The 25,621-nt window shown below is 65.2% G+C and carries 27 protein-coding genes and 1 pseudogene; 12 read left to right on the top strand and 16 right to left on the bottom strand.

Translation table 11 applies throughout. The annotated features are described in order from the left end of the window. Window positions 1-1,014, top strand: coding sequence for a flagellin (locus LZA78_RS14775; RefSeq protein WP_233677688.1), 1,014 nt, complete (start codon window positions 1-3; stop codon window positions 1,012-1,014). After that, entirely contained in the window at window positions 1,014-2,111 is a 1,098-nt protein-coding gene (locus LZA78_RS14770; protein ID WP_233677687.1) for a flagellar basal body P-ring protein FlgI, read from the top strand. The genes LZA78_RS14775 and LZA78_RS14770 overlap by 1 nt, the downstream gene beginning before the upstream one ends. 52 nt (window positions 2,112-2,163) lie before the next feature. On the opposite strand, the gene LZA78_RS14765 is transcribed toward LZA78_RS14770, so the two are convergent. Then, window positions 2,164-4,368, bottom strand: coding sequence for an NADP-dependent isocitrate dehydrogenase (locus LZA78_RS14765; protein ID WP_233677686.1), 2,205 nt, complete (start codon window positions 4,366-4,368; stop codon window positions 2,164-2,166). A 314-nt stretch (window positions 4,369-4,682) separates the two neighbouring features. Here LZA78_RS14765 and LZA78_RS14760 point away from each other — a divergent pair, with 314 nt between their 5' ends. The 7 genes from LZA78_RS14760 to arsJ all read left to right on the top strand — a co-directional run bounded on the left by LZA78_RS14760 (window position 4,683) and on the right by arsJ (window position 11,011). Further along, the gene (locus LZA78_RS14760; protein WP_233677685.1) at window positions 4,683-4,952 is read left to right on the top strand and encodes a helix-turn-helix domain-containing protein; all 270 of its coding nucleotides are present in this window, start codon (window positions 4,683-4,685) and stop codon (window positions 4,950-4,952) included. Between the two features lie 65 nt (window positions 4,953-5,017). Continuing rightward, window positions 5,018-6,724, top strand: a complete 1,707-nt coding sequence (locus LZA78_RS14755; protein WP_233677684.1) for a SulP family inorganic anion transporter — start codon at window positions 5,018-5,020, stop codon at window positions 6,722-6,724. A 78-nt stretch (window positions 6,725-6,802) separates the two neighbouring features. Then, complete coding sequence (locus LZA78_RS14750) at window positions 6,803-7,189, top strand: phage holin family protein (protein ID WP_233677683.1); 387 nt, start codon at window positions 6,803-6,805, stop codon at window positions 7,187-7,189. Window positions 7,190-7,204: 15 nt separating this feature from the next. Next, window positions 7,205-7,879 carry a hypothetical protein gene (locus tag LZA78_RS14745; protein ID WP_233677682.1) on the top strand — a complete coding sequence of 225 codons (675 nt, stop codon included), beginning with the start codon at window positions 7,205-7,207 and terminating at the stop codon, window positions 7,877-7,879. A gap of 92 nt (window positions 7,880-7,971) precedes the next feature. Continuing rightward, complete coding sequence (locus LZA78_RS14740) at window positions 7,972-8,781, top strand: arsenate reductase/protein-tyrosine-phosphatase family protein (RefSeq protein ID WP_233677681.1); 810 nt, start codon at window positions 7,972-7,974, stop codon at window positions 8,779-8,781. Beyond that, a complete protein-coding gene (locus LZA78_RS14735) occupies window positions 8,778-9,776 on the top strand; it encodes an ArsJ-associated glyceraldehyde-3-phosphate dehydrogenase (protein WP_233677680.1) in 999 nt (332 codons plus the stop codon). Before LZA78_RS14740 ends, LZA78_RS14735 begins: the two co-directional genes overlap by 4 nt. Further along, window positions 9,773-11,011 (top strand): organoarsenical effux MFS transporter ArsJ, encoded by a 1,239-nt coding sequence (gene arsJ, locus LZA78_RS14730; protein WP_368861023.1) that lies wholly within the window; start codon window positions 9,773-9,775, stop codon window positions 11,009-11,011. Before LZA78_RS14735 ends, arsJ begins: the two co-directional genes overlap by 4 nt. Here arsJ and LZA78_RS14725 read toward each other — a convergent pair. Continuing rightward, window positions 11,008-11,556: a cupin domain-containing protein gene (locus LZA78_RS14725; RefSeq protein ID WP_233677679.1), complete on the bottom strand. Its 549-nt coding sequence runs from the start codon at window positions 11,554-11,556 to the stop codon at window positions 11,008-11,010. The two genes, arsJ and LZA78_RS14725, sit on opposite strands and share 4 nt — an antisense overlap. A gap of 168 nt (window positions 11,557-11,724) precedes the next feature. On the opposite strand from LZA78_RS14725, the gene LZA78_RS14720 reads away from it, so the two are divergent. Together LZA78_RS14720 and LZA78_RS14715 are read left to right on the top strand one after the other, a co-directional pair. Further along, a complete protein-coding gene (locus LZA78_RS14720) occupies window positions 11,725-13,098 on the top strand; it encodes an aminotransferase family protein (protein WP_233677678.1) in 1,374 nt (457 codons plus the stop codon). A gap of 134 nt (window positions 13,099-13,232) precedes the next feature. Continuing rightward, window positions 13,233-13,397 carry a hypothetical protein gene (locus LZA78_RS14715; protein WP_233677677.1) on the top strand — a complete coding sequence of 55 codons (165 nt, stop codon included), beginning with the start codon at window positions 13,233-13,235 and terminating at the stop codon, window positions 13,395-13,397. Between the two features lie 6 nt (window positions 13,398-13,403). Here LZA78_RS14715 and LZA78_RS14710 read toward each other — a convergent pair whose 3' ends face one another. The 12 genes and pseudogenes from LZA78_RS14710 to LZA78_RS14655 all read right to left on the bottom strand — a co-directional run bounded on the left by LZA78_RS14710 (window position 13,404) and on the right by LZA78_RS14655 (window position 21,627). Then, window positions 13,404-14,213, bottom strand: a complete 810-nt coding sequence (locus LZA78_RS14710) for a division plane positioning ATPase MipZ (RefSeq protein WP_233677676.1) — start codon at window positions 14,211-14,213, stop codon at window positions 13,404-13,406. A 135-nt stretch (window positions 14,214-14,348) separates the two neighbouring features. Next, window positions 14,349-14,869: pseudogene (locus LZA78_RS14705) on the bottom strand (GFA family protein). Between the two features lie 112 nt (window positions 14,870-14,981). Further along, complete coding sequence (gene rpmE / locus LZA78_RS14700; protein WP_218629912.1) at window positions 14,982-15,203, bottom strand: 50S ribosomal protein L31; 222 nt, start codon at window positions 15,201-15,203, stop codon at window positions 14,982-14,984. Window positions 15,204-15,214: 11 nt separating this feature from the next. Next, window positions 15,215-15,586, bottom strand: coding sequence for a 50S ribosomal protein L19 (gene rplS / locus LZA78_RS14695; RefSeq protein ID WP_233677674.1), 372 nt, complete (start codon window positions 15,584-15,586; stop codon window positions 15,215-15,217). Between the two features lie 234 nt (window positions 15,587-15,820). Further along, on the bottom strand, window positions 15,821-16,690 hold the full coding sequence (gene trmD, locus LZA78_RS14690) for a tRNA (guanosine(37)-N1)-methyltransferase TrmD (protein ID WP_233677673.1): 870 nt from the start codon (window positions 16,688-16,690) through the stop codon (window positions 15,821-15,823). Beyond that, a complete protein-coding gene (locus tag LZA78_RS14685) occupies window positions 16,687-17,496 on the bottom strand; it encodes a hypothetical protein (RefSeq protein ID WP_233677672.1) in 810 nt (269 codons plus the stop codon). The genes trmD and LZA78_RS14685 overlap by 4 nt, the downstream gene beginning before the upstream one ends. Next, window positions 17,493-18,002 (bottom strand): ribosome maturation factor RimM, encoded by a 510-nt coding sequence (gene rimM, locus LZA78_RS14680; RefSeq protein ID WP_233677671.1) that lies wholly within the window; start codon window positions 18,000-18,002, stop codon window positions 17,493-17,495. Before rimM ends, LZA78_RS14685 begins: the two co-directional genes overlap by 4 nt. A gap of 77 nt (window positions 18,003-18,079) precedes the next feature. Next, complete coding sequence (gene rpsP, locus LZA78_RS14675) at window positions 18,080-18,433, bottom strand: 30S ribosomal protein S16 (RefSeq protein WP_218629907.1); 354 nt, start codon at window positions 18,431-18,433, stop codon at window positions 18,080-18,082. A 42-nt stretch (window positions 18,434-18,475) separates the two neighbouring features. Next, window positions 18,476-18,772, bottom strand: coding sequence for a chorismate mutase (locus LZA78_RS14670; protein WP_218629906.1), 297 nt, complete (start codon window positions 18,770-18,772; stop codon window positions 18,476-18,478). Then, entirely contained in the window at window positions 18,769-19,305 is a 537-nt protein-coding gene (locus tag LZA78_RS14665; protein WP_233677670.1) for a GNAT family N-acetyltransferase, read from the bottom strand. The genes LZA78_RS14670 and LZA78_RS14665 overlap by 4 nt, the downstream gene beginning before the upstream one ends. 3 nt (window positions 19,306-19,308) lie before the next feature. Next, a complete protein-coding gene (ffh, locus tag LZA78_RS14660; protein ID WP_233677669.1) occupies window positions 19,309-20,817 on the bottom strand; it encodes a signal recognition particle protein in 1,509 nt (502 codons plus the stop codon). A gap of 237 nt (window positions 20,818-21,054) precedes the next feature. Then, window positions 21,055-21,627 (bottom strand): FMN-dependent NADH-azoreductase, encoded by a 573-nt coding sequence (locus tag LZA78_RS14655; protein ID WP_233677668.1) that lies wholly within the window; start codon window positions 21,625-21,627, stop codon window positions 21,055-21,057. A gap of 80 nt (window positions 21,628-21,707) precedes the next feature. Here LZA78_RS14655 and LZA78_RS14650 point away from each other — a divergent pair, with 80 nt between their 5' ends. Next, complete coding sequence (locus LZA78_RS14650; RefSeq protein ID WP_233677667.1) at window positions 21,708-22,625, top strand: LysR family transcriptional regulator; 918 nt, start codon at window positions 21,708-21,710, stop codon at window positions 22,623-22,625. On the opposite strand, the gene LZA78_RS14645 is transcribed toward LZA78_RS14650, so the two are convergent. Together LZA78_RS14645 and mdoH are read right to left on the bottom strand one after the other, a co-directional pair. After that, window positions 22,626-23,840, bottom strand: coding sequence for an OpgC family protein (locus LZA78_RS14645; protein WP_233677666.1), 1,215 nt, complete (start codon window positions 23,838-23,840; stop codon window positions 22,626-22,628). Next, complete coding sequence (gene mdoH / locus LZA78_RS14640) at window positions 23,833-25,620, bottom strand: glucans biosynthesis glucosyltransferase MdoH (protein ID WP_233677665.1); 1,788 nt, start codon at window positions 25,618-25,620, stop codon at window positions 23,833-23,835. Before mdoH ends, LZA78_RS14645 begins: the two co-directional genes overlap by 8 nt. Between the last annotated feature and the right edge of the window lies 1 nt (window position 25,621).

Genomic DNA, 25,621 nt, shown 5'->3' with positions numbered 1-25,621 from the left:
ATGAACTACGTTTCCGTGGGTGACATGGCCCAAAGCTACCAGCTGCGCCGGCACGGGGTGCAACTCAAGACCGTCATGACCCAATTGACCGAAGAGGTCATGACCGGCGTGAAACAGGATGCAGCTAAAGCTGTCGGGGGTAATTTCGGCCCGCTTGCCGCGATTGACCGCACGCTGAGCATGATCGAAGCCTATGATCTGAGCGCGAAAGAGGCAGGGCTGCGGGCCGCGGGGATGCAGGGCGCCCTTGGCCTGATGCAGGAAAGCGCGGCCGATTTGGGAACGGGCCTTTTGGCATTGTCCGGCGCCGCGAACCCGCAGCCGGTGCAGGCCGCGCTCGCCGATGCGGCGCAACGGTTCGAGGCGGTGATTTTCGCCCTGAATGCCGAGGTCGCGGGGCGGCATCTGTTCGCGGGCGCGGCCAGTGACACGACGCCCGTAGCGGGGGCTGACGCCATCCTGACGGCACTCTCAACCCAGATCGCGGGACTTGCAAATGCAGCGGATATCGAGGCGGCGGTCGCCGCGTGGTTCGATGCGCCGCAAGGCGGCGGAGGGTTTCTGGATGCGGCCTACCTCGGCAGCTACCTCGCAAGCGGGCCGGTTCAGCTTGCCGAGGGCGAGGGGATATCGCTCGATCTGCGGATCTCGACCCCCGGCCTGCGGCAGACATTAACCGGTTTCGCCATGGCGGCGCTTGTCGGGCGCGACATGGTTCCGCAAGGCGATCAGTTGCGCGCGGATTTGGCGCAGGCCGCGGGGGAGCATCTGCTGTCGGCGGAAAGCGCGCTGGTTTCATTCCGCGCCGATCTGGGGGTCACCGAGGCGGCCATCGAGGATGCGCGCACGCGCAACAGCGCCGAAAAGTCGTCTTTGGAACTGGACCGGATCGAGTTGATCGGGGCCGATCCCTATGAAAGCGCCACGGCCTTGCAGGCCGTCGAGACGCAGCTTGAAACGCTCTACACACTGACCGCGCGCCTTTCGGCGCTGAGCCTGGCGGATTACCTGTGATGCGATTTGTCCTGACCCTGCTGTTCCTGTTGTTGCCCGCGCTGACCAGTGCCGCGCCGATCCGGATCAAGGATCTGGTCGAATTCGACGGGGTGCGGGGCAACGATCTGGTTGGCTATGGCCTTGTTGTTGGCTTGAATGGCACCGGGGACGGCATTCGCAATTCGCCCTTCACCGAGGAGATCATGTCGAACATCCTCGAGCGGTTAGGTGTGAACGTGACGGGCGAGCAATTCCGCCCCAAGAACGTGGCCGCCGTTCTGGTCACCGCGACGCTGCCGCCCTTTGCGCGGGCAGGGGGGCGGATCGATGTGTCGGTCTCGGCCATTGGTGATGCGAAAAGCCTGCTTGGCGGGACGCTGGTGATGACCCCGCTGAACGCGGCGGATGGGGAGATCTACGCCGTGGCGCAGGGCGCGATCCTCGCGGGCGGCGCCTTGGCCGAGGGGCAGGGTGCTTCGATTGTGCAGGGTGTGCCGACCTCGGGTGCGATTCCGGGCGGCGCACGGATCGAGCGTGAAATCGCCTTTGAACTCAACAGTCTGGAGACCATCCGCCTTGCGTTGCGCACACCTGATTTCACGACCGCCGGGCGGATCGAGCAGGCCATCAACGCGGAGTTCGGGCGGCGGGTGGCTGTCATGCAGGACTCGGGCACCGTGGCGGTCAGCATCGGCGGCACCTCGATGCGTTCGGCCGCGCATGTGATCGGGCGGCTGGAGAATATCGCGGTGGAGCCCGAACGGCGCGCGCGCGTCGTCGTCGATCAGCGTTCAGGCACGATTGTGATGGGCGAGGATGTGCGGATCTCGCGCGTCGCGGTCAGCCAGGGGAACCTGACGCTGCGTGTCGAGGAAGCGCCTGTCGTTGTGCAGCCCAACCCCTTTGCCGAGGGCAGCACGGTTGTTGTGCCGCGCACTCAGGCCTCGATCGAGGAAAACCCGGGCATTCGCATGGCCGAGGTTCAGTCAACCAGTTCGCTATCGGATGTGGTCGCGGGGTTGAACGCGCTTGGGGTCAGCCCGCGCGACATGATCGACATTCTGAAATCGATCAACGCTGCCGGTGCGCTGCACGCCGAATTCGTGATGAACTAAAAAGAAACCCGGCCGAAGCCGGGTTTCCAGGATCGTGGCTGGGCCTGAAGGCTTAGCCGATGATCTTGTTGAAGGTCGCCGAGGGGCGCATCACGGCCGCGGTCTTGGCCGCATCGCCGTGGTAGTAGCCACCCAGATCAACCGGCTTGCCACGGCCTGCCTGAAGCTCGGCCACGATGGTGGCTTCGTTCTCGGTCAGGGCCTTGGCGATCGGCGCGAAATGTGCGGCCAGTGCGGCGTCGTCCGACTGCGCGGCCATCGCCTGCGCCCAGTACTGGGCGAAGAAGAAGTGGCTGTCGCGGTTGTCGGGCTGGCCAACCTTGCGGCCCGGCGACTTGTCGTGATCGAGGATGCCCTGCGTGGCCACGTCCACCGCATCGCCCAGCACGCGGGCCTTGGCGTTGCCCTTGGCATCGGCGAGGAAGCGGAAGCTTTCACCAAGCGCGCAGAATTCGCCAAGCGAGTCCCAACGCAGGTGGTTTTCTTCCATCAGCTGCTGCACGTGCTTGGGGGCCGAGCCGCCAGCGCCCGTCTCGAACAGGCCACCGCCCTGCATCAGCTTCACGATCGACAGCATCTTGGCCGAGGTCGCCAGTTCCAGGATCGGGAACAGGTCGGTCAGGTAGTCGCGCAGCACGTTGCCGGTGATGGCGATGGTGTTCTCGCCCTTGGTGATGGTCTCGAGCGAGGCGATGGTGGCTTCGCGGGGGGCCATGATCTCGAACTTGTCGGCAACGCCCTTGGCTTCGAGGATCGGCTTGACCATCTTGATCAGCTCGGCGTCGTGGCCGCGTGCGGCATCGAGCCAGAAGATCGCGCGGTAGCCGGTGGCCTTCTGACGGTCGATGGCCAGGTTGACCCAGTCCTCGATCGGCGCCTTGCGGGCCGAGGCCGAGCGCCAGATGTCGCCCTTCTCGACCGCGTGCGAGTGCAGCACGGTGCCGTCGTCGAGGATCATCTTGACGGTGCCATCGGCCGGGATCTCGAAGGTGGTCGGGTGCGAGCCGTATTCCTCGGCTTTCTGCGCCATCAGGCCGATGTTCTGAACGGTGCCGGCGGTGGCCGGGTTCAGCTTGCCATTGGCCTTGAAGAACTCGACCGTCGCGTCATAGACCGGCGCATAGGAGTTGTCCGGGATCACGCAGACGCAATCGTGTTCCTTGTTGTCCGGGCCCCAGCCCTTGCCGCCGGCGCGGATCAGCGCGGGCATCGAGGCGTCGATGATGACGTCCGAGGGAACGTGAAGGTTGGTGATGCCCTTGTCCGAGTTCACCATATACATCGGCGGACGGGTCGCGTTGACCGCGTCGATGGCGGCCATGATCTCGGCGTTGTCCTTGACGCGGTTGAGCAGGTCGCCCAGGCCCGAGTTCGGGTTGACGCCAAGGGCCTTCATCTGCTCGCCGTATTTTTCGAACACGGGCTTGAGCCAGGCCTTGACCGCATAGCCGAAGATGATCGGGTCCGAGACCTTCATCATGGTGGCTTTCATGTGCAGCGAGAAGAGGACGCCCTCTTCCTTGGTCTTGGCGATCTCTTCGTCGAGGAACGCGCCAAGCGCCTTGGCCGACATGTAGGTTGCATCGACGACGGTGCCCGCGGGGTATTTCACGCCGTCCTTCAGGACGGTTTCACCCGCGGCGGTTTCCAGCACGATCTTGGCCGAGGCGGCTTTCGGCAGGGTCGCCGAAACCTCGTTCGAGAAGAAGTCGCCACCCGACATGGCGGCCACGCGGGTCTTGCTGTCGGCAACCCAGTCACCCATGCGGTGCGGGTTGTTCTGGGCGAATTTCTTGACGGCGGCGGCGGCGCGGCGGTCCGAGTTGCCTTCGCGCAGGACCGGGTTCACGGCCGAGCCCTTGATCGCGTCGTAGCGCGCGCGGGCGTCTTTCTCGGCGTCGGTCGCGGGGGCTTCCGGGTAATCGGGCAGGTCATAGCCCTGCGACTGAAGTTCCTTGATCGCGGCGACCAGCTGCGGGACCGAGGCCGAGATGTTCGGCAGCTTGATCACGTTCGCCTCGGGGGTCTTCACCAGCTCGCCCAGCCAGGCCAGATCGTCCGACTGGCGCTGCGCGTCGGTCAGCTTTTCCGGGAAGGTGGCGATGATGCGGCCCGCCAGCGAGATGTCGCGGGTATCGACCGAGACGCCAGCCGCGGCGGCGAAGCTGCGGATAATCGGCAGAAGCGAGGCCGAGGCCAGCTCCGGCGCTTCATCGACCTTGGTATAGATGATGTCGGGGGTTTGCGATTCAGCCATGTGCTCTCAGCCTTTCTGTGACGCCGCGGAAATTAATCGACCGGCTGGGGCTGGCTTGGTTGCAGGCGCCGAGGCGCATTCTGCGAAAAACCAGCTTTGACGGCCAGAATTTGCCCTGTGTGATGGGTGTTTACCCGGTGAATCGCCATTCCTGCAAGGATGTCAGCGCTCACGGCGGTGCGAATTGCAGGATTTTCCTGAGCGATTTGCGCAAGGCGGTCGCGCGAATGTGCTCATCTGCGCAGTAAATGATGTTTGAAACATGATCTTGCATGGTATTTACTGGAATAGTTCGCTTCTGCACCGGAATAGTGATGATTACTTCTGCCCAGATGCGCGCGGCGCGTGCGCTGCTTGGAATCGACCAGAAAGCCCTGGCCGAGATGGCGGGGGTCTCGGTGCCGACGATCCAGCGGATGGAGGCCAGCGCAGGCAATGTGCGCGGGGTCGTCGATACGCTGATGAAGGTGATCGAGGCTTTCGACCGCGCTGGCATCGAGCTGATCGCCGAGGGCGCGCCAAGCCTTGGTACGGGCCGGGGGGTGCGTCTGAAGGAGCCTGCCGAAACCAAGACGAATTCATGACCCGCGACGGATAGCCGGGGCCCGCGCGCCCCGGGCGTTCGCCGCCTTGCAAGAGGCCGCCGGAGATGACCCGCCAGACCACCAAGCAACCGCCCGTGCCCTTCGCCGAGCTGTTCCTGCCCAAGATCGTGACCGTCCTGCGGGAAGGCTACGGGTTGCGCGACTTGCAGGCCGATGCGCTGGCGGGGCTGACGGTGGCCATCGTGGCGCTGCCGCTGTCGATGGCGATTGCCATCGCCTCCGGCGCCACCCCGGCGCAGGGACTTTATACGGCGATCATCGGCGGGTTCCTGGTCTCGGCGCTTGGTGGCAGCCGCTTTCAGATCGGCGGCCCCGCCGGGGCGTTCATCGTGCTGGTGGCCTCGACCGTTCAGATGCACGGCATGGACGGGCTGTTCCTGGCGACGATCCTGTCGGGGCTGATCCTCGCGGCCATCGGCTTCTTGCAGCTTGGCACCTATATCAAATTCATCCCCTACCCGGTGACCGTGGGCTTCACCGCAGGCATCGCGGTGATCATCTTTACCAGCCAGATCAAGGAGTTCCTTGGCCTGACCCTCAGCGTCCCCGAGCCCGGCCCGCTGGCCGAAAAGCTGCCCGTGCTCTGGGATGCCCTGCCAACGGCCAACGCGGTCACGATCGCGCTGGCGGGCGCGACCATTCTGCTGATCACCGGCCTCAAAAAATTCCGCCCCGGCTGGCCCGGAATGTTGATCGCGGTGGCGCTGACCTCGGTCGCGGCGATGGTGTTGGGGCTCGATACAGCCACGATCGGCTCGAAATTCGGCGGCATCCCGAGCGGCCTGCCGCAACCGCATCTGCCCGAGATCACCTTGGCCAAGCTGCAAGCCGTGCTGCCCAGTGCGATTGCCTTCGCGCTGCTGGGTTCGATCGAGTCGCTGCTTTCCGCCGTTGTCGCCGATGGCATGACCGGGCGGCGGCATCGCTCGAACTGCGAGCTGGTGGCGCAGGGGGCGGCAAACGTAGCCTCGGGGCTGTTCGGCGGGATCTGTGTGACCGGCACGATCGCGCGCACCGCGACCAATGTCCGCGCCGGTGCGCGCGGCCCCATCGCGGGCATGCTGCATGCAGTTTTCCTGCTGTTGTTCATTCTTGTCGCGGCCCCCTTGGCCAGCTTTATCCCCCTAGCCAGCCTTGCGGGCGTTCTGGCCATCGTCGCCTGGAACATGGTCGAGAAACAGGCATTTGCCACGCTGATCCGCGCCTCACGCGGGGATGCGGCGGTGCTGTTGATCACCTTCGGCCTCACCATCTTCCGCGATCTGACCGAGGCTATCGTGGTCGGCTTCGCGCTCGGCTCGGTCCTGTTCATCCATCGCATGTCGAACACTACGGCGGTCGAGACGCACGCGCCCTTCGTCGGGCAGGATCAATCCGACGCCACGCTGCCCGCGCTTGAAGGCCCGGCGGCCAGCGATCGAGGTGTGGTCGTCTATCGCATCTCGGGGGCGTTCTTCTTCGGTGCTGCGGCGTCGATCGGCTCGGTGCTCGACCGGATCGCCGATACGCATCGCGCGTTGATCGTGGATTTCAGCGCTGTGCCGTTTCTGGATTCGACCGCCGCGCATACGATTGAGGGGTTGGCGCACAAAGCCACGCGGCGCGGGGTGCAGCTTTACCTGACCGGCACGACTCACCAGATCCGCGAGGATCTGTTCTTGCACGGGCTCAAACCGCCGATGGTGCATTACGCCAACCGGATCGAGGATGCCGTGCGCAAACTGCATCTGGATGACCTTAGCACGGCCTGAGGCTGCGTCCCTTGGCGCCGTGGCGAGGGGCGCGGGTTTGGCGTAAAATGGTGCGCAACGACAGAAGGGGGCCGCGAGATGCAAGACGATGATCAGACCCAGGAAAGCCGCGTCCGGGGCACGACCGAAATGCTCATCCGGCTTGCGCTGCGGCGTGCGCAGGCGATGGTGCGGCTGGAACTCGCGATCTGGCGGGTCGAGGCCGAGGATCATTTGCGTGCGTTGCGCGGCGCCGCGCTTTGGCTGGTTCTGGCGGCGGCGGCGCTGTTTGCCGCCGCGGGGGCGCTGCGCGATGCGCTGATCGCGGGGCTGGTCGCATGGGGGCTCAGCCCTGCCTATGCGGCGCTGGCGGCTTCGGGCGGGTTCGTGCTGGTGGCGATGCTGATGGGGCTGCGCGTGTCGCGGCTGCTGGTTCGGGCGCGCCGCCCGTTTCACCGCCCTCTCAGCCGCCCGGCTGACGAATAACGCGGAGGGGATGCCATGACCTCGCAAGACCGCATCGAAAAGCTTGAGCGTGAATTGCATGAGCAGCGTCAGGAACTGACCGAACTGCTGGCAGCCGTCGCGGGTCGGGTTGCGCCCGGTGCCATGGCGGGTCAGGCGTTGAAGCTGGCGCAGGAAAACGCGGTGCCTCTGGCGCGGCAGGCAGGATCGACCCTGCGCCGTCACCCGCTGGCGGCGGGGCTTGTCGGAGCGGGGCTTGCCTGGATTCTGCTCGGTCGTCACGAAGCCGAGCCCGTCCCCGCCGAGCCGGAGGCGGATGTGACCGAGGATGGCTGGGCCGAGCAGATCGACACACTCCGCCGCGCGGCCTCCGAGGCCCTGCGTGCGCTTGAGGCCCAGGCGGCCAGCGGTGTGACTGCCGCACACGAGCTTGCCGATGCGCGCGCCGACATGATGGGCGCCTTTGCGCAGGATCTTCGGGCGCGTTTCGCGGATGGGCTCGAGGGCTTGGGCGAAGATACGCGCGCCAATGTGATTGCCGCTCGCGAGGCTACCTATGCGGCGCGCCTCAAGGCGCAAGAGGCCGCTGTTCAGGCTGGAACGGATGCGAAGAAATTCGCGCAAGACCATCCTTTGGTGACGGTTGCGCTTGGTTTGGCGGTGGGTGCCGCAATCGGAGCGGCTGCGCAGCATCACAGGTCGCGCATTTAACCAATGGAAAAATATCGAAAAACAGAGAAATCAACGCGGAACTTGATTGCTTGCGATATTTCTAATATCCATGAAATATGGAAAAAGAATCAATGCAACGATTATTCGCGCTCAGCCATGAAGGTCGCCTTGCAGTCTATCGGCTGCTGATGCGCCGCTACCCCGATGAGGTGCGCGCGGGCGAGATCTCGGAGGCGCTTGGCATCAAGCCCAGCACGATGTCGGTCTATCTCTCGGCGCTGCTTGATGTCGGGCTGGTCGCGCAGCGGCGCGAAGGCACGGCGCTGCTCTACCGCGTCGATCTTTCGGCGGTGCGCGGGTTGATCGGCTTTCTGGTCAACGATTGTTGCCGGGGGCGTGCCGATCTTTGCCCGATCCCGCCCGAAATCAACCGGCTCAAGACCAATGTGCTTTTCGTTTGCACCGGAAACTCGGCCCGCTCGCTGATCGCCGAGCAATTGCTGCGCAGCATTGCGGGGGATCGCTTTAGCGTCTTTTCCGCGGGAACCCATCCGGCCGGGCGCTCAAACCCGCATGCGCTGGAGGTGCTGCGCGCGGCGGGGCATGAGGTAAGCGAGTTGCGTTCAAAATCGCTCTTCGAGTTTCAGGGCGCAAACGCGCCGCAGATGGATATCGTGCTGACGGTCTGTGATCAGGCCGCGAATGAGGATTGCCCGGTTTGGGCCGGTGTGCCGGTCAGTGCGCATTGGGGCCTGCCCGATCCCGTGCGTGCCGAAGGGACCGGCGCCGAGGTCCGCGCGATCTTTCAGCAAACCTATGACAGCATGGAGCGGCGCATTCGCGCGCTGGCCGCCTTGCCGATCGACGCGCTCGACCGCGCGGGCTTGCAAGCGGCGCTCGATCAGATCGGCGCCGCGGAATTCGAGGAGACAGCCACATGACCACCTATGCACTCAACGGCCTTGGCCGGATGGGCAAGCTTGCCCTGCGCCCGCTACTGGAGCGCGGCGCCAAGATCGCCTGGATCAACGATGCCGTGGGCGATCCGGCGATGCATGCGCATCTCTTGGAGTTCGACTCGGTCCATGGCCGCTGGCCGGCGGATTTCGCCTCGGATGCCGACAGCATCACCATCGACGGCACCCGCCTGCCGGTTCACAATGCCCGCCGGATCGAGGGTCTGCCGCTGCAAGGCGTTGATGTGGTGATCGACTGCACCGGCGTTTTCAAGACCGAGTCCAAGATCGCCCCCTATTTCGCGGCGGGGGTAAAGAAGGTTGTCGTCTCTGCCCCGGTCAAGGACGGGCCGACCGCCAATATCGTCTTTGGCGTGAACAACGACGATTACGACCCGACGATCCATTCCATCGTCACGGCGGCGAGCTGCACCACGAACTGCCTCGCTCCGGTGGTGAAGGTGCTGCATGAGGGGATCGGCATTCATCATGGCTCGATCACCACGATCCATGACGTGACCAACACGCAGACCATCGTGGATCGTCCGGCGAAAGACCTGCGCCGCGCGCGCTCGGCGCTGAACTCGCTGATCCCGACCTCGACCGGCAGCGCGACCGCGATCACGCTGATCTACCCCGAGCTGAAGGGCAAGCTGAACGGCCATGCGGTGCGGGTGCCGCTGCTGAATGCCTCGCTGACCGATTGCGTGTTCGAGGTGTCGCGTCCGACGAGCGTTAACGAGGTGAACGCGCTGTTCGCGGCTGCCGCCGCAGGGCCGCTCAAGGGTATCCTGGGTTATGAGGAACGCCCGCTGGTTAGCACCGATTATGTGAACGATCCGCGGTCGAGCATCGTCGATGCGCCCTCGACCATGGTCGTCAATGGCACGCAGGTGAAGGTCTATGCCTGGTATGACAACGAATGGGGCTATGCGCATCGGCTGGTCGATGTGGCGCTGATGGTAGGGGCCTCGCTGTGAGCGAGCGCGGCCTTGCCGCCTATATCGCGGTGACGGCGGCCTATTGGGCCTTCATGCTGACGGATGGCGCGCTGCGGATGCTGGTGCTGCTGCACTTCCACGAGCTTGGCTTTTCGCCGGTGCAGCTGGCCTATCTGTTTGTTCTGTATGAAATCGCCGGGGTGGTGACGAACCTCTCGGCGGGTTGGATCGCGGCGCGTTTCGGGCTGACCTCAACGCTGTATGCGGGGTTGGGGTTGCAGATCGCGGCACTTCTGGCGCTGGCGATGCTGGACCCGGCATGGGGCGTGGGCCTGTCGGTCGTCTATGTGATGGCGGTGCAGGGGGCTTCGGGCGTGGCCAAGGACCTGGCGAAGATGAGCGCCAAATCCGCCGTCAAGCTGCTGGCCCCCAAAGGCGACGGCGGGCTGTTTCGTTGGGTGGCGCTGCTGACGGGGTCGAAGAACGCGGTCAAGGGGTTGGGGTTCCTGCTTGGCGCGGCGCTGCTGGCTCTGGCCGGGTTCAAGGCGGCGGTTCTGGGGATGGCGGGCGTGCTGGCGGTGATCCTGCTTGCGGTGCTGTTGCGGATGCCTGTCGGTCTGCCCGCCGGCCGCAAGGACGCCAAGTTCCGCGAGGTGCTCTCGACCAATCGCAACATCAACTGGCTGAGCCTCGCGCGGCTCTTCCTGTTCGGGGCGCGCGATGTGTGGTTTGTGGTCGGCATCCCGGTCTATTTCGCGGCCGTCATCTCGGATGGCTCGCCCGAGGGGAACCGGCTGGCCTTCTTCACCGTCGGCAGTTTCATGGCGCTCTGGATAATCCTTTACGGCGCGGTGCAGGCCGCTGCCCCCCGCCTGCTGCGCGCCCGCACCCGCCCCGAGGCCGAGATCATCGCTGAGGCGCGTCATTGGGTCGTGGCGCTTGGCTTCGTGCCCGCCGTTCTGGCGGCTCTGGTCTGGTGGGCGGGCGCGCCCGCGCCCTGGCTGACGGTGGCGCTGATCGTCGGGCTGCTTGCCTTCGGCGCGATCTTCGCGGTGAACTCGGCGCTGCATTCCTACCTGATCCTTGCCTTCACGCAGGAGGACCGCGTGACGCTGGATGTGGGCTTCTATTACATGGCCAATGCGGCGGGGCGGCTAGTGGGCACGGTCCTGTCGGGCCTGAGTTACCAATTTGGCGGACTGGCGCTGTGCCTTGCGACGGCGGCGGTGATGGTGGGCTTTAGCGCGATTGGGGCCGCGCGGCTTCGGGCCTAGAAGCTGGGCGGGGTGCAGGCGCTGACGACGTGGCAGGGCTCGTGCCCTATGGCGCGGAAACGGTGGGGGCGGTCGCTCTCGAACGCATAGGCGTCGCCGGGGCCAAGCACCTTGCGCTCGCCCTCTACGGTCACCTCAAGCCGACCGGACAGGATGATCCCGGCCTCTTCGCCCTGATGGATCAGCGGCACCCGACCGGTGTCGGCACCTGGCTGGTAAACCTCGCGCAGCATTTGCAGCGCCATACCGGCGCGCGGCTCGCCGACCTGCCGATAGGAGATCGGCCCCTTGCCGATCTCGATCAATTCTTCGGCGGCGAAGAAGAAGCGGCGCGGGGCGTCGGGCTCAAAGGCGAAGAACTCGGCCAGGCCGATCGGCAGACCGTCAAGGATGCGTTTGAGCGCGCCCACCGAAGGGTTGATCGAGTTCGACTCGATCAGCGAAATGGTCGAATTCGGCACGCCCACGCGCTTGGCCAATGCCCGCTGCGACAGGTTGCGCGCCTCGCGCAGCGCCCTCAGCCGCCCGCCAATATCGACATCCATGCGACCTGCTCCGTTCAGGGTGTTCAGTATTCGCCAATACTGCATGCTAACCGCGCGTAAATTCAATGCCCTACACGAAGCAAGAAACAGAATTGCGCGCACGTGCGAAGCATGGCGCAGTGGGGATGGAAACCGCCGGGCCGACCCGGCCCTGTCAGGATTCGTCCCATGAACATCACCACCAACGAACTGCGCCACGTGATCGAGGCCGACCGCGCCCATATCTGGCACCACCTGATGCAGCACAAGGCGCTGGAGACCACCGATCCGCGCGTCATCATCGAAGGCAAGGGGATGCGCGTCTGGGATGCGGCGGGCAACCAGTTCATCGACGCCGTCTCGGGCGGGGTCTGGACGGTGAACGTGGGCTACGGGCGCGAAACCATCGCCAATGCGGTGCGCGACCAGCTGATCAAGATGAACTACTTCGCCGCCGCGGCCGGTTCGATCCCCGGCTCGCTGTTCGCCGAGCGCCTGCTGGAGAAGATGCCGGGCCTGAGCCGCGTCTATTACGCGAACTCGGGGTCCGAGGCGAACGAGAAGGTGTTCAAGATGGTGCGCCAGATCTCGGCCCGCCATCACAAGGGCAAGAAGTCCAAGATCCTGTTCCGCGAGCGCGACTACCACGGCACCACGATCGGCGTGCTGGCCGCCTGCGGTCAGGCCGAGCGCGCGGCGATGTATGGTCCCTACCCGGACGGTTTCGTGCAGGTTCCGCACTGCCTTGAATACCGCAAGCAATGGGACGTCGAGAATTACGGCGAGCGCGCCGCCGATGCCATTGAAGAGGTGATCCTACGCGAAGGCCCGGATACCGTGGGCCTGCTCTGCCTCGAGCCGATCACCGCGGGCGGCGGCGTCATCACCCCGCCGAAAGGCTACTGGGAGCGCGTGCAGGAGATCTGCCGCAAATACAATATCCTTCTGCATATCGATGAGGTCGTCTGCGGCGTCGGCCGCACCGGCGTCTGGTTCGGCTATCAGAACTACGGGATCGAGCCCGATTTCGTCACCATGGCGAAGGGCGTGGCCTCGGGCTATGCGGCGATTTCGTGCACCGTCACGACCGAGCGCGTCTTCGAAATGTTCAAGGACGATCCGAGCGACCCGATGAGCTACTTCCGCGACATCTCGACCTTCGGCGGCTGCACCTCGGGCCCGGCGGCGGCGCTGGAAAACATGCGCATCATTGAGGACGAGGATCTTCTGGGCAACACGCTGGCCATGGGCGAGCGGCTGATGGGCAACCTTCAGGGCCTGATGGAGAAGCACAAGGTGATCGGTGATGTTCGCGGCAAGGGCTTGTTCCAGGGTGCCGAGTTGGTCGCCGACCGCGTGACGAAGGAGCCGGTGGCCGAGAAGCTTGCCCAGCAGGTCGTCGCCGAAACCGCCAAGCGCGGCGTGATGATCGGGGTGACGAACCGCTCGAACCCCGGCTTCAACAACACGCTCTGCCTCAGCCCGGCGCTGATCGCCACGGCGGACGATATCGACAGCATCACCGATGCGATCGACGGCGCCCTGACCGCGGTCTTTGGCTGATAACACTGGCGCCAGCCCCGCGCGGGCTGGCGCTTCCATCCGTTGGGATGTCGCGACAAATTCGCAGGCTTGCCCCGGTTTGGTCGCATTTTACGCGAAAGAATGGTTAATAACTCAACCATGTGGAGATCGAAATGCTCCGTGCTTTCGCATTTCTGACCCGGTGGGGGTTCTTCGCGCCCGCCGGGGACGATGGCCTCGACGATCGCTATGCCGCCCTGACCACGCGCCGTGCGCGGTTCATTCCGCGCAAGCGACGGGTCACGCTGTTCAAGGCCCCGGCCCGCAAGCCACGCTGATCGCGGTCAGAAGTTGATCTCGACGCCGGGCAGGCGCAATTCCTTGAGCAGGTCACGCAACTCCTGGCGCGCTGCAACGTTCGAGATGTTCAGGTTATCGACGCCCAGATCCTTGAGATCGAGCAGCGTCATGCCGCGCGGGAACAGCTCGCGGAAGATCACGCGCTCCGAGAACCCCGGCGCCACGCGGAAGCCGATGCGCTTCGAGAGCTGCTCCAACGCCTCGCCGACCTTGCGCTTGTTGTGCATCTGCTGTGCGCCGAGGCGGTTGCGCAGGACGATCCAGTCGATGGGCTTGAGCCCCGCGCGGGCGCGCAACTGCCGCGCCGCCCAGACCATTTCCGAATAGATCGAGGGGCCGGTGACCTTCGAGGTTTCCGGGTCGATCCGCGCCAGCAGGTCAAAGTCGATGAAGCTGTCGTTTAGCGGGGTGATCAACGTGTCGGCCAGCGAATGCGCCACCTGGCTGAGGCGCGTATGCGAACCGGGGCAGTCGATCACGATGAAATCGCATAGCGGCTCCAACTCCGCCACGGCGGCCGAGAGGCGGTGATCGTAGGGGTTCTCGCCGGGGGCAAGGCTGGCGCCATCAAGCTCGGGCAGCAGGCGGTAATCCGGGGTGGGCAGATCGAGGCCCTCGCGGGCCATATAGGCCAGGCGGTTTTCGACATAGCGGCCAAAGCTGCGCTGCCGCAGGTCAAGATCGAGCGCGCCGACCTTCCAGCCCATGCGCGCCAGCGCGGTGGCCACATGCATCGAGGTGGTGGACTTGCCCGAACCGCCCTTTTCATTCCCCGTTACGATGATATGCGCCACGCTCGAATCTCGCTGCTTCTTGTGCCCTGTCAGTCGCGGGCCACTATAGATTGCCTTCTGCCACGAAGGAAGGGAGCGGATGCATAAGTGGGCGCAAAGCCGAAGAAAACCTGGGCCTGAGGCATTAGCGGGGCGCTAGATCCCCTTCTTCAATCGGGCCCGTGCTGCATCGCGAACCTCTACGGTGACAAGGGTGTGCTGCGTAAATCGCTGCGCCGGGGCGGGGGTGCCCTCTGCGGCCCAGTAATGCGCGTCGAACACGTCGAACCCCGCCGGGATCACCCTGCCATCCGGCGCGTTCTCAAGGAAGAAATAGAGCGTGTTGTCAGGGTTGCGGCCGAACCAGCCCTTTTCATCGAAGGTGCCCGAGAAGACGCCGACGATCTCGGGAAACCGCTCGAAGGTCATGTGAGTCTTGGTCCCGCAGGTCGGGCAGAAATGGATATGGATGATCTTGCCGTTGCCCTCGCTGCGGTGCGGATACACGGTGGGGCTGCCCGACGTGAGCGAGAGTTGCTCCTTGCCGCAGATCGTCTCGACAAGGGCGCCCTGCCCGTCGCGCGCTGGCAGAACCCGCGTTGACAGATCAGGATGTCGAGCGGTTTCCCCGCGACGGTGAAGCTGATGGCGCCGCAGAGGCATCGACCGCTATGCATAGCTTCTCTGGTTGTTCGGGGAGAGCCTAGCACGAAGTGACGCGATGACCGAGACCGCGGCAAAGCAAAAGGGCGCCCGGTGGGGCGCCCTTCGCGATACAGTCGGCGGGGATCAGAAGCCCAGGCCGGCGTATTTGTTCTTGAACTTCGACACGCGGCCGCCGGTGTCCATCAGCTTGGCCGAGCCGCCGGTCCAGGCGGGGTGCGAGGTCGGGTCGATGTCGAGCGACATGGTGTCGCCTTCTTTGCCCCAGGTCGAACGGGTCTGATATTCGGTCCCGTCCGTCATCTTGATGTTGATGATGTGGTATTCGGGATGGGTATCGGCTTTCATCGGTCCGCTCCTCAGGCTTTGGCTTTGTAGGTGCTGTCTTCGGCGATACGGGCCGATTTACCGCGACGGTCGCGCAGGTAGTACAGCTTGGCGCGGCGCACGCGGCCACGACGAACGACCTCGATCGAGTCGATGTTGGTCGAGTAGAGCGGGAAAACGCGCTCGACGCCTTCGCCGAACGAGATCTTGCGAACGGTGAACGAAGCGGCGATGGTCGAACCGCCTTTGCGGGCGATGCAGACGCCTTCATACATCTGCACGCGCGAACGGGTGCCTTCGGTCACTTTGAAGCCGACGCGAACGGTGTCGCCGGCCTTGAAATCCGGAATGGTCTTGCCGAGGGCGGCGATTTGTTCCGCCTCGAGTTGCGCGATCAGGTTCATCGCATGTCCTTTCAATGCTCGCGGTAGTTCCGCGATGGTCTGGCGCGCCTCAGAGCTCTCGGTCTTCCCTCGGGTCCGGGTCAGTGCCCGCCCGCCAGAGTTGCGGCATCGTTATGAAACCCTTGCTTTTGGCCCGTCATCGGGGAAGTGCCGAGGCATCGGCCAATAGCGAAAGGGTCCGGTGGACAGATTCTGCCCCGGACCCGCGCGATATACGGGCCCGGCCGGGGTCGGTCAAGCGTCTTCGGTGCCCGGATCGGCCTTTCTGCGCTGGCGTTTTGGCTTTTCCGGGGGCAGGCTGGCCAGATGCGCATCCCACAGATCGGGGCGGCGCTCGCGGGTGATCTTTTCCGACTCGGCCCTGCGCCATTTTTCGATCTCGCCATGGTGGCCCGAGGTCAGCACCGCCGGGATTTCGCGCCCTTCCCATTCGGCCGGGCGGGTGTATTGCGGGTATTCCAGCAGACCCGAGGAAAAGCTCTCATCCTCGGTCGAGGCAGCATTGCCGAGAACCTGCGGGATCAGGCGCACGGTCGCATCAAGCACGATCTGCGCTGCAATCTCGCCCCCGGTCAGGACGAAGTCGCCGACCGAGACCTCTTCGATGCCGTAGTGATCAAGTACGCGCTGGTCGACGCCCTCGAAGCGGCCACACAGGATGGTCATGCCCTCGGCTCCGGCAAGGCGCCGCGCCATGGCCTGATCGAAGCGCTTGCCCCGCGGCGACATGTACAGCACCGGCCAACGCTCGCGTTCGACGGGCGTGCCGATGGCGGCCTGATCGAGCGCAGCTCCCACCACATCGGGGCGCAGCACCATGCCCGCGCCACCGCCTGCGGGCGTGTCATCGACATTGCGATGCTTGCCCACGCCGAAGGGGCGCAGGTCGATGGTTTCCAGCGCCCACAACCCCATATCGAGCGCCTTGCCCGTCAGGCTCAGCCCCAGCACGCCGGGGAAGGCGTCGGGGAAGAGGGTGACGATCTTGGCGGTCCAGGCGCCCTTCAGACGCATGTCCGCCATCAGGTCACGGGGCTTGAACGAGGCCGAGATGCTCAGCCGTCCGTGCGATTTGCTTGCTGGGTTCGGGGTGTCGTCGGTCATGGGCGGTTCCGATGGTCGTCGCGCGCCAGCGCGTCCTTGCGCTGTTTCAACTCGGCCGGATCGGCCAGCGTGCGGTTGAGATGCAGAAAGGTCTGGGTGGCCGTGTCCGAGTTGCCCCGGTTCACATGGCTTGCGCGGGGCAGGGCGGCGATTTCAGCGTCAGTGAACCCCATCAGGCGCAGCGCGGGCGTGGCCGGGCCCTGCGGCAGCGTGCCGATCTCTTCGAGCCAGGTGGTATGCACCGGCACCGGCGCGATGGCGCGTGCCACCGTCGCAGCCTCGGCATCCAGCGGGGTCAGCGTGCGAAATCCTGCGCGGAAGGCAGGGTAATCCTCGGTCAGGCGGATTGAGCGGGTAATATGCCCCCAGACCGAGCGCAGCCAGCTTTCGCCCTCGCGCAGGGTGTAGAGGAACTCGATCCGCGCGGCGGGGCCAAAGCGGTGGCGCAGCTCAGTCACGATCCCGCGCGCAAGCGGCACGGCGGCGCGGGCCATGCCGCGCACGGGGCCGCTTAGCGGGCGGCGATGGCCGGGCATGACGCCAGAAAACCCTTCCCAGGACAGGAAGATCACCGGGGCCTCGGGGATCGCGTTCAGAAACTCACGCAGCGCACGGCGAAACCGCCACATCCGCCAGGGGTGCGGCCGCATCCCGTAGCGCCGCGCGGCATTGCCCGCGTCAAGGAAGTCATCCTTGAGGTAGATCGTCACGCGGTCGGCCAGACGGGCACGATGGGCGCGCATGTAGTCTTGCAGGCTCGACGTGCCGGTCTTGTGAAAGCCCGCATGGACGATGACATGCGTCATTCGACATCCTCGGGCGGGTCGGCGATGATCCGTCCGGCCTTGAGATCGACCGTCGGCACCACGGCGCGGGTGAAGGGTAGCATCAGCGTGGTGCGACGACCGGGGGCGAAGATTTCAAGAATGTCGCCCGCGCCGAAGTTCTGCACCGCGCGCACACGCCCAATGGGGGCGCCGCCAGCGTCGAAGACCTCCAGCCCGATCAGATCGGTGTGGTAAAATTCGTCATCGGGCAGAGAGGGCAGCTTTTCCCTGTCAACCCAAAGGGTTGCGCCGCGCAGCGCGTCGGCATCCTCTTTGGTGGTCACGCCCGAGAGGCGCGCGCCAAGCCCGCCGGTCACCGGGCGGGTCAGACGGATGGTGAAGCTGCGCTTGCCATCCTCGCTATACAGCGGCCCGTAAGAGGCGATGTCCTCGGGTTCCGTGCAGAAGCTTTTCAGACGCACCTCGCCCTGAACGCCGAAGGCTCCGGCGATGGCGCCGACACAGACACGATCGGATTGCGACATGTATAGCCTCCTAGCAGAGCGGGCCGGGCATTTCTGCCCGGCCCGTATTTCTAGCCGAAATCAGGCGCTTGGCCAGATTATTCTTCGGCCGGAGCGGCGGCCTTGGCGGCTTTCTCTTCGGCACGCTTCTTGGCGCGCTCGCCCGGCTCGGCTTTCTTCATGTTCTTGCGCTCGGTCTTGGCCAGAACGCCAGCGGCTTCGAGGAAGCGCGCCACGCGGTCGGTCGGCTGGGCGCCCTGGCCGAGCCAGTACTGCACGCGCTCCATGTCCATCTTGACGCGGTCTTCCGAGTCCTTGGCCAGCAGCGGGTTGTAGGTGCCCAGCTTCTCGAGGAAGCGGCCGTCGCGCGGCATGCGCGAGTCCGACGCGACGATCGCGTAGTGCGGACGCTTTTTCGAGCCGCCACGGGCGAGACGGATTTTCATAGCCATGGTGTTTCTCCTTTGGATGGCTTGGTGCGGGCTAACAGCCCGTCATTTCTGGAAATTCTCGTGATGCCGGATCACTTCGGAAATCACGAACGAGAGGAATTTGCGGGCGAATTCGGGGTCGAGGTCGGCCTCTTTCGCCAGCCGTTCGAGCCGCTCGATCTGCTGCGCCTCGCGCGTGGGATCGGACGGCGGAAGGTCGTGTTCGGCTTTGAGGCGGCCCACCGACTGGGTGTGCTTGAACCGCTCGGCCAGGGTATAGACGAGGATCGCATCGAGCCGGTCAATCGAGGCGCGATGCCCTTTCAGCAGCTCGGCGGCGCGGGTGACGGGATCGGTCATGCGAGATCCTCCGGGCAGGGATGACGGTAGACGAGTGCCTCGGCATCGCCCGGGAAGGGCGCGGCATTCGGGTCGATCACGGCGCCCAGACGTTCGGCCAGCGCGCGCGAGCGGATATTGGCTGGTGCGATATAGCTGACGGCGGTTTTCCAGCCGAGGGTGCGGAAGGCGTGGTCGCGCGCGGCGGCGGCGGCCTCGGCCATCAGGCCCTTGCCCTCGTTCTCGGCGCTCCACATGGTCCAGCCGATCTCGTATTCCGGCCAGTTGATCGGCGCCCAGGGACCGGTCATGCCAAGGCCGCGGTCGCTGTCATGGGTGGTGATTACAAAGCTGCCCCAGCCACGCATGACCCAATGGCCGATGACGCCCGCCCAGGCCCGCCAGGCCAGCGCCTCTTCCGGCGCAACGGAGCGAATCCAGTTGCCGCGCTCGGACGTGAAGAAATCGCGCCAATGCTCCCAGTCCCGCGCGGCGGGCGCGCGGAGCACGAGACGCTCGGTCTCGAGAACCGGAGTGGGAGAGAGCGCGATCATCGCTTACTTCTTCTTGCCGAGGCCAAGGCCGGAAAGCCCGCCCGGAAGGCCCATGCCGCCCATGCCGGGCAGCTTGCCCAGGCCCGGCATCTTGCCGATGGCTTTGGCGGCCTCTTCCATCTTGGCGGGGTCCATCTCGCCTGCGGCCGGAAGACCGCCGCCCTTGCCCTGCATCGCGGCCATGGCTTGTTTCAGCATGCCGCCCTTGCCCATCTTGCCGATCTTCTTCATCGTGTCGGCCATCTGGCGGTGCATCTTCAGCAGGCGGTTCAGCTCGCTGACCTCAAGGCCAGCACCGGCGGCGATCCGCTTCTTGCGGCTGGCTTGCAGCAGTTCGGGCTTGGCGCGCTCAAGCTTGGTCATCGAGTTGATCAGCGCGATCTGGCGGCGGATGGTACGGTCGTCAAAGCCCGCGTCCTCGGCGGCCTTGGCCATCTTGCCCATGCCCGGCATCATCGACATGACGCCCTGCATGCCGCCCATCTTGAGCATCTGCTCAAGCTGGCTCCTCATGTCGTTCATGTTGAACAGGCCCTTGGCGAAACGCTTCGCCATGCGCTCGGCCTGTTCTTTCTCCAGCACTTCCTGCGCGCGCTCGACGAGGGCCACGATGTCGCCCATGCCAAGGATGCGGCCCGCGATGCGCTCGGCCTCGAAGGTCTCAAGCGCGTCCATCTTTTCGCCAAGGCCGACGAAGCGGATCGGCTTGCCGGTGGTGGCGCGCATCGAAAGCGCCGCACCGCCGCGCCCGTCGCCGTCCATCCGGGTCAGGACGACGCCCGAGATGCCGACCTTGTCCTCGAACTCCTGCGCGACCTCGACGGCGACCTGACCGGTCAGGCCGTCGACGACCAGAAGTGTTTCACGCGGGTTGACCGCGTCGCGCACGGCCTGAACCTCGTCCATCAGGACTTCGTCGATATGCAGGCGGCCGGCGGTGTCGAGCATGTAGACGTCATAGCCGCCGAGCGTCGCCTGCTGCTTGGCACGCTTGGCGATCTGCACGGCGCTTTCGCCCTTGACGATCGGCAGGGTGTCGACGCCGATCTGCTGGCCCAGGATCGCCAGCTGCTCCATTGCCGCCGGGCGGTAGATGTCGAGCGAGGCCATCAGCACGCGCTTGCCGTTGCGGTCGCGCAGGCGGCGGGCGAGCTTCGCGGTGGTGGTGGTTTTCCCCGAGCCCTGAAGGCCGACCATCAGGATCGGTGCGGGTGGGTTGTCGATCTTCAGCGCATCGGCTTCGCCATCGCCCGAGAGCATGGCGACCAGCTCGTCATGGACGATCTTGACGACCTGCTGGCCGGGGGTGATCGACTTGGTGACGGCGGCGCCGGTGGCCTTGGCCTCGACCGCCTTGATGAAGTCGCGCGCGACCGGCAGCGAGACGTCGGCCTCCAAGAGCGCCACGCGGACCTCGCGCAGCGCGGTGCGCACGTCGTCAGCCGAAAGCGCGCCCTGTTTCGTCAGGCGCTCGAACACGCCGCCAAGGCGTTCTGAGAGACTTTCGAACATCGGCACCTCCTTCAGGTGGCCGGCAAACCCGGCGAACAAACGACAAGCGCACCAGTGGGCGCAACGCGCTGACTGGTGGCGATCCCTGCTTCATGCGGGGACCGGAGGAATCTGCCTCCGGGGAATCTGGGGTTCCTTAAGCAAAAAGCCCCCCGGAGTCAACCGAGGGGCTTTGCAGCGCCGCGCCGCCCCCGCCTGCTGAACACGGGATGGCGGGGACGCGCGGCGCGGGGGAGATCAGGCCGAGAGCTTTTCGATCTGCGCTTCGGCACGGGCCACGGCGGCGGATTCGTCAACGGCCACGCCTTCGGCAGCGACAAAGGTCACGTCGGTGATGCCGATGAAGGCCAGAACCTGCTTGATATAGGCCGAGGCGAGGTCAACCGCCGAGCCAAGCGGCACGCCGCCCGAGGCATAGGCCACGATCACGCGCTTGGGGCCAGCAAGGCCCTGCGGGCCGTTATCGGTGTAGCGGAAGGTTTCGCCAACGCGGCAGATCTGGTCGATCCACGCCTTGAGCGGGCCGGTCACGCCGAAGTTGTAGATCGGCATGCCGATCACCAGCACGTCGGCGGCCTTGATCTCGGCGATCAGCTCGTCCGACAGCGCGAGGGTCGCTTTCTGCTCGGGGGTGCGGTTCTCGGCCGGGGTGTAGGCGGCGCCGATCCAGGTGCCGTCGATCAGCGGAATGGTGGTGGTGTCGCGCTCGGTCACCTCGCCGCCGAGGCGGGCAAGGATCGAGTCGGTGAGCTTGTGGGTCACCGAGGCGGGGCCTTTGATCGAGCTGTCGATACGCAGAACGTTGGTCATGGGAGTGTGTCTTTCGGCTGGGAGGGGGGTGTTTGCATCTGCAGAGAAGATTGTCTCTTGCGTTCATGAACTCAACTGTCATGATTGCACTTGCTTTGTTCATGGGTGCACAGATGCCATTGGAGAATTGGGACGAGATCCGGACGGCCTATCAAGTGGCGCGGGTGGGGACAGTTTCAGGCGCCGCCGAGGTGCTGGGCGTGCACCACGCGACGGTCATTCGTCATGTCGATGCGCTGGAGGCCCGCTTGGGTGCGAAGCTGTTTCAGCGCCACCCGCGCGGCTACACGCCGACCGAGGCGGGGCAGCAGTTGCTGTCTGTCGGCAAGGCGACCGAGGACCAGTTTGCTCAACTTGCCGCGCGGATTGCGGGCGCGGGCGAAGAGATCACCGGCGAGCTGATCGTGACCTCGCTGCCGACAGTGTCGGGTTTCGTTCTGCCCGCGCTGAGCGCGTTGATGGCCGAGCATCCGGGTCTGCGCATCCGCTACCTGACCGACCAGCGCGTCTTCCGGCTGGAATATGGCGAGGCGCATGTGGCGATCCGCGCGGGTTCGCGCCCGACCGAGCCTGACAACGTGGTGCAGGCGCTTGGCGCGCATCTGGTCGGGCTATATGCCAGCGACGAGTATATCGAGCGCAACGGGATGCCGACCGAAGAGACGCTGGCCAATCACCGTTTCATCGGCGCTGAAGAGCGCGACAGTCGCGCCCCGTTTTTTGTGTGGATGGCGCAGCATATCCCACCCGAACAGGTGGTGCTGCGCGCCAATGATCCGGAGGGCCAGCGTGCCGCGGTGCGCAACGGTGTGGGGCTGGGTTTTCTGCCAGCGATCGAGGCGCGCGCGGCCTCGCACCTTGTCGAGGTGATGGGGCCGCGGCCGGAATGGGAATCTCCGCTTTGGCTTGTGACCCATGTGGACCTGCACCGCACGCCCAAGGTTCAGGCGGCGCTGAAGGTTCTCAAGGAAATGGCGACGCGCTGCGATATGCTGTGATCAGCGCGCAGGCTTGGCGCGAAAGCGCGGCGTCGTCGCGGGTACGTCCAGCACCGGGCGCGTAGCGGGCGTCGGGGCCTTGGCGTGATCGGTGCTGCGCAGCCATTCGCGGGTGCGGGCAAAGCCGTATTGCAGGCCAAGACCGCCGAGGATCAGTGCGCTATCCTGCACGAAACCGCCCGGGTGCACCTCTTTGATCGCCTGCGCGAGGATCGCTAGCACCGTGCCCATGGCAAAGACCGGCAAGCCGTGGCGGCCCATCAGGCGCACCGGCGCCATGACGCGTGAGGCGGCGATGGCGGGCACGATGCCGGGCAGGCTGAGCATATAGGCCAGCGCCAGAATATGCAGAAGGCGCGGGCCGGACACGAAGGTCTTGTCGAAATCCACCAGGAAGAAGGGCACGTCCCATTGGCGCAGCTGCCACGAGACATGGCCGAGTGTGGCCATCAGGTAGTCGGATTTCACCCAGATTGCGCAAAGCACAAGCCACGCGACGGCGGGCCAGATGAGGCCGCGCTTGACGGGTACGAACCGCTCGCCCTTGCGCAGGGCAAGGCCGGTCAGGATCCCAAGGCTGAACAGAAGCTGCCAGGCGAAGGGGTTGAAGAACCAGCCGCCCTCAAACGGGTAGTTCGGCAGATTGAGCCGCAGCATCCCCGTCAGTACCCAGAAACCGACGGTAAAGCCCAGCAATCCCATCGCGTTACGCTGACCCAGTCGGATCAGGAAGGGCGCGGCCAGCAGAAGCGCCGCATACATCGGCAGGATGTTCACATAGCCCAGCTGGTGGCCAAGCGTGGCGATGCCGATCAGGAAAGACAACGGGTCCTCGGTCAGCGGTTTGAAGGCGTTGCGGGTCAGCATCGCCTCGCCGCCATACCATTTCGCGGCGGTGGCCACGATGGCGATGGCCAGCATCGCGGTGACGATATGCACCATGTAAAGCAGCCAGGACCGGCCCCAGATCTTGCGGAACGAGGGGATGTTCAGCCCGTCTTTCAGCTTGGGCCCATAGGCCAGCGCGGCGGCCACGCCCGACATGAAGACGAACCCCTCGGCCGCATCGGAATGCCCGAAATTGCGCGAGGTCAGCGTCTCGTAGATCGTGCCGGGCACATGGTTGAGATAGATCATCACCAGCGACAGGCCGCGGAAGAAATCAAGCCGCGGGTCGCGGACGCCGGTCGGCAGGGGGGCGTGGGTCTTAGGCATGGATCTTCTCCGGCGCGGTGTGGGAGGGCGCCTCGATCTGGTCGAGCGCGGCGGTCCAGCGCTCGAAAATAGTATCATGCAGCTGCATGACCGGTGCGGGGGAATATTCGGTCGGAACGCCCATCAGCTGGCCCGTCGAGGGGCGCGAGGACCACCACAGCAGCACCGGCGCGAAAATCATCGGGCCGCCCACCGGCAGCAGCCACAGGAACAGGCCACGGGCGAAGGCATAGGTGGCGATCAGGCCCAGAAGGCCGATCAGCACGATCCAGTGCGAGGCCGCAAGGCTGTCGCGCAGGCTTAGCGTGCCATCGCCACGGTTGTTGGTGGGCCAGCCGCCGTCGCGGCCCAGAAGCACCTGGAAGACCGAGCGCGTGGCATACATCAAGAGCACCGGCGCGGTGAGCGACGAGAACCCCAGTTCCGCCAGCGTCGAGGCGAAGGCGCGGCCCGACCCGCCGAAGCCCTGCGCCCGGCCGGTCCAGGCGGCGCGGGCGGCGATCAGGATCTTGGGCAGCAGCAGCAGGCCGAAGATGCCGATGGCCAGACCCACCGCTTTCGACGCTTCGGAGGGCGGGAAATAGGGGAAGGGCCAGTAGGGCTCGGGGAAGTAATCGGGCGGCGGGGCCATCAGCGGCGCCGCGATCGAGGCCAGGATGAAGCCAAGCCAGAAGAGCGGCGCGATATAGGCCATGATGCCCTGCGCAAAGACAAAGCGCGACCAGGCGCGCAGCCCCGGCGCGCCGATGATGCGCGAATGTTGCAGGTTGCCCTGGCACCAGCGGCGGTCGCGCTTGGCGTGATCGACGATATTCTCGGGGCCTTCCTCGAAGCTGCCGCCAAGGTCGTCATCAAGCCGCACGATCCAGCCCGCGCGCGCCAAAAGCGCGGCCTCGACGTAATCGTGGCTCATGACATGGCCGCCGAACGGCGGTTTGCCCTTCAGCGCGGGCAGGCCGCAGCTTTCGGCGAAGGCGCGCACGCGGACGATGGCGTTATGGCCCCAGAACGGCCCGGTCTCGCCCTGCATCATGGCCAGACCGCGCGCGAAGATCGGCGAGAAGAACGAGGCCGAGAACTGCATCGCCCGGCCAAAGCGCGAACGTGCGCGGATCACCTTGGGCAGGGTTTGCAGCAGGCCAAGGCGCGGCTCGGCCTCCATCCGGCGGATCATCTGGAGGATCGTCTCGCCTTCCATCAGGCTGTCGGCATCCAGGATCACGGCGTAATCATACGCGCTGCCAGAGCGGGTGATGAAATCCTCGATATTGCCGGCCTTCTTGCCCACGTTCTGCTCGCGTCGGCGGTAGAAGAAACGGCCCATCCCGTCGCGGTCCTGTACCAGATGCGCGAACATCTGCACCTCGCGGCGGGCGATGGTCTCGTTGCGGGTGTCGGAGAGGATGGCGAAATGGACCTGCGTCGGATCGCCCGTCGCGGCAAGCGAGGCATCCATCGCGGCAACGCGCGAGAAGGTCGCCAGTGGGTCCTCGTTATAGACCGGCACCAGCACGATCGAGCGGCCACGGATCGGCGCGGCAGGGTCATAGGCGGGCGGGCGGGCGAAAGAGGTCAGGCCGATCAGTGCCTGCACCGCGCCCCAGGCCAGCCAGAGCGTCGAGATCAGGATCAAGAGCGCGCGCAGGATATCCAGCGCATCCAACCCGTCTGCATCGCCGAATTGCAGAAAAAGCACAAAGGCACCCAGCCCGGCAATCAGGCTGAGCGCGAGCGCAAGCCCGCGCAGGGCGTAAAGCCCGAGGCGCGCGGTCCGCGTCATG

The sequence above is a fragment of the Rhodobacter flavimaris genome (assembly GCF_021378075.1).
Classification (GTDB): Bacteria; Pseudomonadota; Alphaproteobacteria; order Rhodobacterales; family Rhodobacteraceae; genus Rhodobacter; species Rhodobacter flavimaris.
The sequence above is the reverse complement of the archived record's forward strand: the minus strand, read 5'-3'. Positions and strand labels throughout refer to the sequence as shown.

Coding starts and splice junctions, on each gene's coding strand:
- LZA78_RS14745 (WP_233677682.1), top strand. CDS start 7,205: ATGACCTCGCAAGACCGCATCGAAAAGCTTGAGCGTGAATTGCATGAG.
- LZA78_RS14645 (WP_233677666.1), bottom strand. CDS start 23,840: ATGCCTAAGACCCACGCCCCCCTGCCGACCGGCGTCCGCGACCCGCGG.
- ffh (WP_233677669.1), bottom strand. CDS start 20,817: ATGTTCGAAAGTCTCTCAGAACGCCTTGGCGGCGTGTTCGAGCGCCTG.
- LZA78_RS14770 (WP_233677687.1), top strand. CDS start 1,014: ATGCGATTTGTCCTGACCCTGCTGTTCCTGTTGTTGCCCGCGCTGACC.
- rpsP (WP_218629907.1), bottom strand. CDS start 18,433: ATGGCTATGAAAATCCGTCTCGCCCGTGGCGGCTCGAAAAAGCGTCCG.
- LZA78_RS14725 (WP_233677679.1), bottom strand. CDS start 11,556: ATGGATGTCGATATTGGCGGGCGGCTGAGGGCGCTGCGCGAGGCGCGC.
- LZA78_RS14650 (WP_233677667.1), top strand. CDS start 21,708: ATGATTGCACTTGCTTTGTTCATGGGTGCACAGATGCCATTGGAGAAT.
- trmD (WP_233677673.1), bottom strand. CDS start 16,690: ATGACCGACGACACCCCGAACCCAGCAAGCAAATCGCACGGACGGCTG.
- LZA78_RS14715 (WP_233677677.1), top strand. CDS start 13,233: ATGCTCCGTGCTTTCGCATTTCTGACCCGGTGGGGGTTCTTCGCGCCC.
- LZA78_RS14665 (WP_233677670.1), bottom strand. CDS start 19,305: ATGATCGCGCTCTCTCCCACTCCGGTTCTCGAGACCGAGCGTCTCGTG.
- mdoH (WP_233677665.1), bottom strand. CDS start 25,620: ATGACGCGGACCGCGCGCCTCGGGCTTTACGCCCTGCGCGGGCTTGCG.
- LZA78_RS14760 (WP_233677685.1), top strand. CDS start 4,683: ATGATTACTTCTGCCCAGATGCGCGCGGCGCGTGCGCTGCTTGGAATC.
- rplS (WP_233677674.1), bottom strand. CDS start 15,586: ATGAACCTGATCGCGCAACTCGAGGCGGAACAAATCGCCGCCCTCGGC.
- LZA78_RS14685 (WP_233677672.1), bottom strand. CDS start 17,496: ATGACGCATGTCATCGTCCATGCGGGCTTTCACAAGACCGGCACGTCG.
- rimM (WP_233677671.1), bottom strand. CDS start 18,002: ATGTCGCAATCCGATCGTGTCTGTGTCGGCGCCATCGCCGGAGCCTTC.
- LZA78_RS14735 (WP_233677680.1), top strand. CDS start 8,778: ATGACCACCTATGCACTCAACGGCCTTGGCCGGATGGGCAAGCTTGCC.
- LZA78_RS14720 (WP_233677678.1), top strand. CDS start 11,725: ATGAACATCACCACCAACGAACTGCGCCACGTGATCGAGGCCGACCGC.
- LZA78_RS14775 (WP_233677688.1), top strand. CDS start 1: ATGAACTACGTTTCCGTGGGTGACATGGCCCAAAGCTACCAGCTGCGC.
- LZA78_RS14765 (WP_233677686.1), bottom strand. CDS start 4,368: ATGGCTGAATCGCAAACCCCCGACATCATCTATACCAAGGTCGATGAA.
- LZA78_RS14670 (WP_218629906.1), bottom strand. CDS start 18,772: ATGACCGATCCCGTCACCCGCGCCGCCGAGCTGCTGAAAGGGCATCGC.
- LZA78_RS14655 (WP_233677668.1), bottom strand. CDS start 21,627: ATGACCAACGTTCTGCGTATCGACAGCTCGATCAAAGGCCCCGCCTCG.
- LZA78_RS14740 (WP_233677681.1), top strand. CDS start 7,972: ATGCAACGATTATTCGCGCTCAGCCATGAAGGTCGCCTTGCAGTCTAT.
- LZA78_RS14755 (WP_233677684.1), top strand. CDS start 5,018: ATGACCCGCCAGACCACCAAGCAACCGCCCGTGCCCTTCGCCGAGCTG.
- rpmE (WP_218629912.1), bottom strand. CDS start 15,203: ATGAAAGCCGATACCCATCCCGAATACCACATCATCAACATCAAGATG.
- LZA78_RS14750 (WP_233677683.1), top strand. CDS start 6,803: ATGCAAGACGATGATCAGACCCAGGAAAGCCGCGTCCGGGGCACGACC.